The organism is Pseudomonas sp. 39004 (genome assembly GCF_028682155.1).
In the GTDB taxonomy this organism is placed as follows: domain Bacteria; phylum Pseudomonadota; class Gammaproteobacteria; order Pseudomonadales; family Pseudomonadaceae; genus Aquipseudomonas; species Aquipseudomonas capeferrum.
Genome location: NZ_JANIAG010000203.1, coordinates 1 through 8,574, shown reverse-complemented (window position 1 = coordinate 8,574; position 8,574 = coordinate 1). Strand labels below are relative to the sequence as shown.

Sequence of the window (8,574 nt, the reverse complement as noted above, 5' to 3'; positions counted from 1 at the left end):
TGAAAGCCAAACGCCACCTCCTTAGTCTGGGCGCATCGATTGCCACCCCATTCAAGGAATACGCCTCATGCCCGTCCGTGCCTTCTCGCCCCTGCGTCGCCTGCTAATCGGCGGCCTGCTGGCCAGTGTCGCCAGCGCCCTGTTGCCCTGGTCCAATGCCCTGGCCGAAGACGCCAAGACCCTGCGTATCGGTTACCAGAAGTTCAACAGCATCAATATTCTCAAAGGCAGCGGCGCCCTGGAAAAGGCCCTCGCCCCGCAGGGCGTGACCGTCAGCTGGCACGAGTTCGCCGCAGGCCCGCAATTGCTCGAAGCCCTGAGCACCGGCGCCATCGACCTCGGCCACGCCGCCGACGCCCCTTCAGTATTTGCCCAGGCTGCCGGTAAACCGGTGGTCTACCTGGCCGCCGAACAACCCTACCCACGCGGTATCGGCCTGGTGGTACGCGAGCAGGACCACCTCACCAGCGTGCAGGACCTCAAAGGCAAGCGGGTAGCCACCGGCCGCGGCTGGAACGCCCAGTACCTGCTGGCCGTCGCGCTGGAACAAGCCGGCCTGAGCTACCAGGACATCACCCCCGCCTACGTCAATAATGCCGCCGACGCAGTGGCGGCCCTGCAATCGGGCAGCGTCCAGGCCGTGACCCTGTGGGACCCGTTCCTCGCGGCGGCAGAAAGCCAGCCAGGGCTCAAGAACCTGCGCGACGGCAGCGGCCTGACCAACAACCGCACGTTCTACCTTTCCACTGCTGCGTTCGCCGACCAGCACCGCCCGCTGCTCAAGGCCTTCTTCGCCGAACTGGGCAAGGTCAGCCAATGGGCCAACGCCGAGCCTGCGCAAGTCGCCGCGCTGCTGGCGCCGCAGTTGGGGATCAAGGCCGATGTGCTGCAAGTGGCCAGCGAACGCCGTAACTACAACGCCGTCGCCATTACCCCGCAGATCGTCGCCGAACAGCAGAAGCTGGCCGACACCTTCCAGGGCCTTGGCCTGATTCCGCGCAAGTTGCAGGTAGCCGATGCGGTCTACCCGGCTTCCGTGCTGCCGTGACTGGAGACTGACCGCCATGCCCCGCCCGATCCGCTTCAACGCCTTCAGCATGAACGCTGCCAGCCACCAGTCCCCTGGCCTGTGGCGCCACCCGCGTAACACCAGCGTGGCCTTCAACCGCCTGGACTACTGGACCGACCTGGCCCGCCTGCTGGAGCGCGGCCTGTTCGATGCGCTGTTCATCGCCGATGTGCTGGGCATCTACGACGTCTATCAGGGAGGCCCCGAAGCGGCCTTGCGCGGCGGCGTACAGGTGCCGGTCAACGACCCGCTGCTGCTGGTTCCGGCCATGGCCGGGGTCACCGAGCACCTGGGCTTTGGCGTGACTTTCTCACTGACCTACGAGCACCCCTACCCCTTTGCCCGGCGCATGTCCACGCTCGACCACCTGAGCAATGGCCGAGTCGGCTGGAACATCGTCACCGGCTACCTGGACAGCGCCGCGCGCAACCTGGGCCTGGCTCGCCAGCTTGGCCACGACCAGCGTTACGACCTGGCCGAGGAGTACCTGCAGGTGCTGTACAAACTGTGGGAAAAAAGCTGGGACGACGACGCGGTGGTGCTTGAGCGTGACAGCGGCCGCTACATCGACCCTGCCCGGGTACACCCCATCGGCCATGCCGGCGAGCACTTCCAGGTGCCTGGCATGCACCTGTGCCAGCCCTCGCCGCAGCGCACGCCAGTGCTGTTCCAGGCGGGGGCCTCGGCACGCGGCCAGCAGTTCGCCGCGCAACATGCCGAGTGCGTGTTCATCAGCGGGCCTACGACCACGGTGCTGCGCCGCTATGCCGACGGCATCCGCCAGGCCAGCGAGGTTGCCGGGCGTGGCCGCGACGAGGTGCTGATCTACGCCCAGGCCCTGCTGATCGTCGCCCCCACCCGTGAAGAAGCCGAAGCGCGCTTCGCCGAGTACCGTGGCTACGTTGACCTGGACGCCGCCCTGGCCCTGCTGTCGGGCTGGACCGGCATCGACTTCGCCGGCCTCGACCCGGATGCCCCCATCGAATATGTCGAGAACGATGCCGGCCGCGCGGCCCTGGCCGCCTTCACCGCGGCCGACCCCAACCGCCGCTGGACCGTGCGCGAGGCCGCCGAGTTCGTTGGCCTGGGGGGCCGCGGCCCGGTGCTGGTGGGCACTGCCCGTGATATTGCCGATCAGTTGGAAAGCTGGCTGGACGAGACCGGCATCGACGGGTTCAACCTCACCTACGCCGTGCAACCTGATGACCTGGCCAACGTGGTCGAGCTGCTGGTACCCGAGCTGCAACGTCGCGGCCGCTACCCCCTGCACTACCAGGACGGCACCTTGCGCCACAAGCTGTTCGGCCGGGGTAGCCGCCTGCCGGAGCAACATGCAGGGCGCCAGGTTAGCATTCAGCCGGCAAATACCGGGTATTCCAACATTTAATTTGTAGATGGCACGCGCTCGACCCTATTCTGTCGGCACATCCCCTGCGCCGCACCGGCCGGTGCGGTTCACGGCACGGGGAGAGAACAACAAGTCGAGATCGTCCATGTCGAATCATTCCTACTTCGCCCCCCACGGTGGGCACCCGGCTCAAACCGAGCTGCTGACTGACCGTGCCATGTTCACCGAAGCCTATGCCGTCATCCCCAAGGGCGTGATGCGTGACATCGTCACCAGCCACCTGCCGTTCTGGGACAAGATGCGCATGTGGGTCATCGCCCGCCCACTGACCGGCTTTGCCGAGACCTTCTCGCAGTACATCGTCGAAGTTGCCCCGGAAGGCGGTAGCGAGCGCCCGGAACTGGACCCCAACGCCGAAGCCGTGGTGTTCGTGGTCGAGGGTGAGCTCGACATCACCCTGGAAGGCAAGCACCACACCCTGACCCAGGGCGGCTACGCCTTCATCGCCCCAGGCGCCGAGTGGAGCCTGCGCAACCACAGCAAGGCCAACGTCACCTTCCACTGGCTGCGCAAGCACTACCAGAAGGTTGAAGGCCTGGACTTGCCAGAGTCCTTCGTCACCCACCGCGACAATGCCACTGTCATTGAAATGCCGGGCACCGAAGGCCGCTGGATCACCACCCGCTTCGTCGACATGGCCGACATGCGCCACGACATGCACGTCAACATCGTGACCTTCCAGCCAGGCGGCGTCATTCCGTTCGCTGAAACCCACGTCATGGAACACGGCCTGTATGTGCTGGAAGGCAAGGCGGTGTACCGCCTGAACCAGGACTGGGTCGAAGTCGAAGCCGGCGACTTCATGTGGCTGCGCGCCTTCTGCCCGCAAGCCTGCTACGCCGGTGGCCCAGGCAACTTCAGCTACCTGCTGTACAAGGACGTCAACCGCCACGTGCACCTGACCCTCAACCCACAGCGTTGAGCCCAGGCTGACGGTCCGAAGCCCGCCACCTGGCGGGCTTTCTGTTTGCCGCTCATACTGAACACCCCTGCCCTGCGCGGTGCTCATCATGAACCGCTATCGCCTGCTTGGAGCCCTGTTGCTGGCGCTGTCCGGCGCTGCTCAGGCAGCCGACGACTGGAACCTGGCCTACGACAGAGAAGGCATCCGCGTCTACCTCAGTGCCGCTGCCGGCTCCCCTTACCAGCAATTTCGCGGTGTCAGCACCATGAAGGCCAGCGTACGCACGCTCACCGACCTGCAGGAAAACCTGCGGGTGGCGTGCAAATGGCTGTACGCCTGTGCCGAAATGCGCCTGCTGGAGGTCGACGGCGACAGTACCTGGGTGTACCTGACCACCGACCTGCCGTGGCCGACGATGCCGCGGGATATCGTGCTCAAGGTCACCACCGAACTGCGCGACGATGGCACCCTGTTGCGCCACCTGCGCGCCGACCCCGGCAAGGTCCCCGAGGTAGCCGGGCTGATCCGCGTGCAGCGCCTCACGGGCGAATGGGTGATGAAACCGCTGGGTGAACGGCAAACCGAGGTCACCTACCAGCTCAAGGCAGACCCCGCCGGGGATGTGCCCGGCTGGCTGGCCAACCGCTTCGTGGTGGATGCGCCGGTGGTGACCCTGCGCACCCTGCGGGCGGTGGCCGAGCGCCAACACTGACGCCCGCTCGCCTCTGCCTTGGGCTTCAGGACACCGTGGCAGCCATCTGCCGGGCACACACCTTGACCCGGCGCCGGTAGGCCAGCAGCAAGCCGATGTACCACAGCGGCATGACATACAGCGCCATACGCGTATCAGGCTCCAGGGCCAGCAGGCACAACACGAAGATCAGAAACAGCTGCGCCATGGCCGCCGTCGCCTTGCCACCCGGCAGCTTGAATCGGGACTGTTCATGTGCCTTAGGGTTCTGACGGCGGTAGGCGAAGTAGGACATCAGGATCAACGACCAGGTGACGATGATCATCACCGCAGAAATGGTCGACACCAGGGTGAACACGGTCATGACCTCGGGGATCACGAACAGCAGCGTCAGCGCAATCGCCATGCACACCCCCGAGAACATCAACGCCCTGACCGGCGTACCCGACCCGGACAGGCGCCCGAACGCCGTCGGTGCCTGCTGTTGATGCGCCAGGCCATAGAGCATCCGCGACCCCGAGTACACACCGCTGTTGGCGGACGAGGCCGCAGAGGTCAACACGACAAAGTTGATGATCCCGGCAGCAGCCGGCAGGCCGCCGAGCAGGAACAGCTCGACGAATGGGCTGCGATTGGCAGGCACGTTGGCCCACGAGACCACACTGATGATGCACACCAGCGAACAGATGTAGAACAGCAGGATACGCACCGGAATGGTGTTGATCGCCTTGGGCAGGGTCCTTTCGGGGTCCTTGGCCTCGGCTGCCGCCGTACCGATCAGTTCGGTGCCGACAAACGAGAAGATCGCGATCTGGAACCCGGCAAGGAAGCCGAGAATACCGTGGGGCATGACCACACCGGGCGCCACCAGGTGGCTGAAGGAGGCCGTGACGCCGCCTGGGGAGGTGTACGACGTGGCGACCATCACCAGCCCCGTCACCACCAGCAACACGATCGCGACGATCTTGATCAGCCCGAACCAGAACTCGACTTCGCCGAAAGCCTTCACGGCAAGCATGTTCAGGCCCAGCAGCAGGAACATCGTGGTAAAGGCCGGTAGCCAGGTGGGCACGCCGGGGTACCAGTACTGGACGAAACCTGCCACCACCACCACATCGCCCACCGCCGCCACCACCCAGCTGAGCCAGTATGACCAACTGAGGATGTAACCGGCACGCGGCCCCAGGTAGTTGTGCACCAGGTCTGCGAACGACTCCATGTGCAGGTTGGCGAGCAGCATCTCACCCATCGCACGCATGATGCAGAACACGAAAAAGCCGATGATGGCGTACACCAGAATGATCGAGGTGCCTGATAGCGCGATGATCTTGCCCGACCCCATGAACAGCCCGGTACCGATCGCGCCACTGATCGAAATGAGCTGAATATGCCTGTTTTCCAGCCGTCGCTTCAGTGTGCGGCCAGCCTCCGGAGTCGCGTCTTGGGAGTTGCACGTTGGATGCATAGTTGACCTCTTATTCTTTTTCTGTAAAACCCTCGCCCTCGTCACTGCGGCCGTTAGTTGGCACGAAAGTGCAAACGCCTTGTGATAACAAGCGTCGGGAGGTAGGGGTATTAATGCAGATGGATAAGCACGCCCCGATGAACTTTTCATCAGGCCTGATAGAGAGTGAAAGCCCACCACAAGTGCACGCCCATTGTTCGGGGAGATGCCTGGCAAGACAGTGTTAAACATGAAACACATGGCGCTGAAGCTGTTTCATTTTGCCAGCCGACAAGGTCAATCGGAACGCTACAGAGTGCGCACACGAAATGGGATATGTTGCACAGTGAAAAGCCCGGGTGACAGTTTGCTCTACGCCCCTGCCCAATCGGGTTATCGACCTGATCACATCTTGTAGGTGGAGAGCAAAATGCTGGTCTCGGTGTTTTCGATGTGCGGTATCGAGCGAATGGTGTTCAGCGCCCGGTCGAAGGCTTCGAGGGTGTCGGCCCGCAGCTCGGCCATCAGGTCCCAGCGGCCATTGGTGGTGTGAATGGCCACGACATTGGGATGCCCGCGCAGCGCGTGTTTGACCTCCGCCGCGTGATGGCCACTGATGCCGATGCTGGTAATCGCCCGCACGCCCTGGTCCAGGGCATCAGACCTCAGGCGTATCGTGTAACCGATGATCACCCCTTGGTCTTCAAGCTTGGTGATGCGGTTCTGCACCGTTGCCCGGGCGACCTTGAGCTTCTTCGCCAGGGTCAGGATGGGCGTGCGCGCATTATCACGCAGTAGCGCGATCAGTTCCCGATCTACAGTGTCCATGGTGCCTGCCAAGTAATCAGATTGTTATTCTGGGGTGGCAGATTGTCTAGAAAGTTGACGAAACTGGCAACCTGCTCTCTTCAATTTGACGCAACCTTTCATCAAAATTGTCGTGCTGGCAACCCCTCAACAATCGTAAGCGTTCACCCTGCAGCAACTGAGGTGAGAACGCACACATAAGGTGCAAGAGCATGACGTATTTCATTGATGTTCCAACCATGTCCGACTTGGTGCATGACATTGGCGTAGCGCCGTTCATGGGTGAATTGGCCGCGGCCCTGCGCGAAGACTTTAAACGCTGGCAGGACTTTGATAAGTCCGCACGCGTTGCCAGCCATTCGGACGTCGGCGTTATCGAATTGATGCCAGTCGCGGACACACATCGATATGCCTTCAAATACGTCAACGGGCACCCGGCCAACACTGCCAAAGACCTGCATACGGTCATGGCATTTGGCGTGCTGGCCGATGTGGCGACGGGGTACCCGGTGTTGCTGTCGGAACTGACCATCGCCACTGCCCTGCGCACCGCCGCAACCTCGCTGATGGCCGCACAGGCACTGGCCCGGCCGAACTCGAAAAAAATGGCGCTGATCGGCAATGGCGCGCAAAGCGAATTCCAGGCGCTGGCCTTCCACAAGCACCTGGGGATCGAAGAAATCGTCGCCTACGACACCGACCCGCTGGCCACCGCCAAACTGATTGCCAACCTCAAGGAATACACGGGCCTGACCATTCGCAAAGCCGGCTCGGTGGCAGAAGCGGTCAAAGGTGCCGACATCATCACCACCGTGACCGCCGACAAGGCCTACGCAACCATCATCACCCCCGACATGCTCGAACCTGGTATGCACTTGAATGCGGTAGGCGGCGACTGCCCAGGCAAGACCGAACTGCATGCCGACGTACTGCGCAACGCGCGCGTGTTCGTCGAGTACGAACCGCAGACCCGTATCGAAGGTGACATCCAGCAGCTGCCCGCCGACTTCCCGGTCGTGGACCTGTGGCGTGTACTACGCGGTGAAACCGAAGGCCGGCAAAGCGACAGCCAGGTGACGGTGTTCGACTCGGTGGGCTTCGCGCTGGAAGATTACACCGTACTACGGTACGTACTACAGCAAGCCGAGAAGCGCGGCATGGGTTCGAAGATAGACCTGGTACCTTGGGTGGACGAAGACCCTAAAGACCTGTTCAGCCACACCCGCGGCCGCGCTGCAAAAAGCCGTATCCGACGCGTTGCATAACTCTCCTACTCTCGGTATTCCAGATGGCATTTCCAACGCGTTCCATTCAAGCACCTGCGGCCGTGGTCATGGTCAGGCCGCACGCCTTCACCCCCAACCCGGAAACAGCAGCAGACAATTCGTTCCAGAGCACCCACCCCGACATCGCCGCCCAGGCCTTGGCCGATGTGGCGCGCGACGAGGTTACCCAGGCAGCAGGCATACTCGAAGCAGAAGGTGTACGGGTGCACCTGTTCGATGACTTCGGCGAGCAGAACACGCCGGACTCGGTGTTCCCCAACAACTGGTTCTCTACCCACCCGGGCGGCCATGTCGCGATCTATTCGATGTACTCGCGCAACCGTAGGCGCGAGCGGCGCGCAGACGTCATCGAAATGCTCAAGCATGAGTACCGCGTGCAGGATGTGATCGACTATTCCGGCCTGGAGCAGGACGAGCTTTTTCTGGAGGGTACCGGGGCGATGGTGTTCGACCATCTGTCCAGGGTTGCCTATACCGCACGCTCCAACCGCGCCGACCCGATCGCCCTCGAGCGTTTCAGCACCCACTTCAACTTCGAGCCCATGGTGTTCGACACGGCAGACGAGCAAGGCACGCCGATCTATCACACCAACGTGCTGATGTGCGTGGCCACCGAGTTTGCACTGGTCGGGTTTGGCACGTTCACCAACCGCGCCCGCGCACAAGAGGTGCGCATGCGGCTGATCGAGTCGGGCCGGGATGTCATCGACCTGAGCAACCAGCAGATCAGCCAGTTTGCAGGTAACGCCATCGAGCTGTCGGGCAGGGATGGTCGGATTTTGGCGCTCTCGCGCAAAGCGTTCGACAGCCTTACCGGTGAACAGCGTCAACGCATCGAGCGTTCGGCGCGGCTGGTGCCGCTGGATGTACCGACCATTGAAATGGCCGGCGGCTCGGTGCGCTGCATGATCGCCGGGATTCACCTGTCACCGAGGGGCGCGCGTGGGGGGCGGTAGATCGGAAGA

At 62.7% G+C, this 8,574-nt stretch carries 8 protein-coding genes; 6 read left to right on the top strand and 2 right to left on the bottom strand.

The features are described from left to right. Positions 1-67: 67 nt before the first annotated feature. The 4 genes from NP534_RS23725 (at position 68) to NP534_RS23710 (ending at position 4,093) form a co-directional block, all read left to right on the top strand. The gene (locus tag NP534_RS23725) at positions 68-1,048 is read left to right on the top strand and encodes an aliphatic sulfonate ABC transporter substrate-binding protein (RefSeq protein ID WP_033697494.1); all 981 of its coding nucleotides are present in this window, start codon (positions 68-70) and stop codon (positions 1,046-1,048) included. Between the two features lie 16 nt (positions 1,049-1,064). Beyond that, the gene (locus NP534_RS23720; RefSeq protein ID WP_274100311.1) at positions 1,065-2,456 is read left to right on the top strand and encodes an LLM class flavin-dependent oxidoreductase; all 1,392 of its coding nucleotides are present in this window, start codon (positions 1,065-1,067) and stop codon (positions 2,454-2,456) included. 106 nt (positions 2,457-2,562) lie between these two features. Beyond that, positions 2,563-3,399 (top strand): bifunctional allantoicase/(S)-ureidoglycine aminohydrolase, encoded by an 837-nt coding sequence (locus NP534_RS23715; RefSeq protein ID WP_047583757.1) that lies wholly within the window; start codon positions 2,563-2,565, stop codon positions 3,397-3,399. Between the two features lie 88 nt (positions 3,400-3,487). Beyond that, the gene (locus tag NP534_RS23710; protein ID WP_274100310.1) at positions 3,488-4,093 is read left to right on the top strand and encodes an START domain-containing protein; all 606 of its coding nucleotides are present in this window, start codon (positions 3,488-3,490) and stop codon (positions 4,091-4,093) included. A gap of 25 nt (positions 4,094-4,118) precedes the next feature. Here NP534_RS23710 and NP534_RS23705 read toward each other — a convergent pair whose 3' ends face one another. Together NP534_RS23705 and NP534_RS23700 are read right to left on the bottom strand one after the other, a co-directional pair. Next, positions 4,119-5,537, bottom strand: coding sequence for an amino acid permease (locus NP534_RS23705; RefSeq protein ID WP_274100309.1), 1,419 nt, complete (start codon positions 5,535-5,537; stop codon positions 4,119-4,121). A 384-nt stretch (positions 5,538-5,921) separates the two neighbouring features. Continuing rightward, on the bottom strand, positions 5,922-6,344 hold the full coding sequence (locus NP534_RS23700; RefSeq protein ID WP_274100308.1) for an Lrp/AsnC family transcriptional regulator: 423 nt from the start codon (positions 6,342-6,344) through the stop codon (positions 5,922-5,924). Positions 6,345-6,535: 191 nt separating this feature from the next. On the opposite strand from NP534_RS23700, the gene NP534_RS23695 reads away from it, so the two are divergent. Both NP534_RS23695 and ctlX read left to right on the top strand, forming a co-directional pair. Beyond that, positions 6,536-7,588 carry an ornithine cyclodeaminase gene (locus NP534_RS23695; protein WP_274100307.1) on the top strand — a complete coding sequence of 351 codons (1,053 nt, stop codon included), beginning with the start codon at positions 6,536-6,538 and terminating at the stop codon, positions 7,586-7,588. Positions 7,589-7,611: 23 nt separating this feature from the next. Beyond that, positions 7,612-8,565: a citrulline utilization hydrolase CtlX gene (ctlX, locus tag NP534_RS23690; RefSeq protein WP_443201097.1), complete on the top strand. Its 954-nt coding sequence runs from the start codon at positions 7,612-7,614 to the stop codon at positions 8,563-8,565. Positions 8,566-8,574 lie beyond the last annotated feature (9 nt).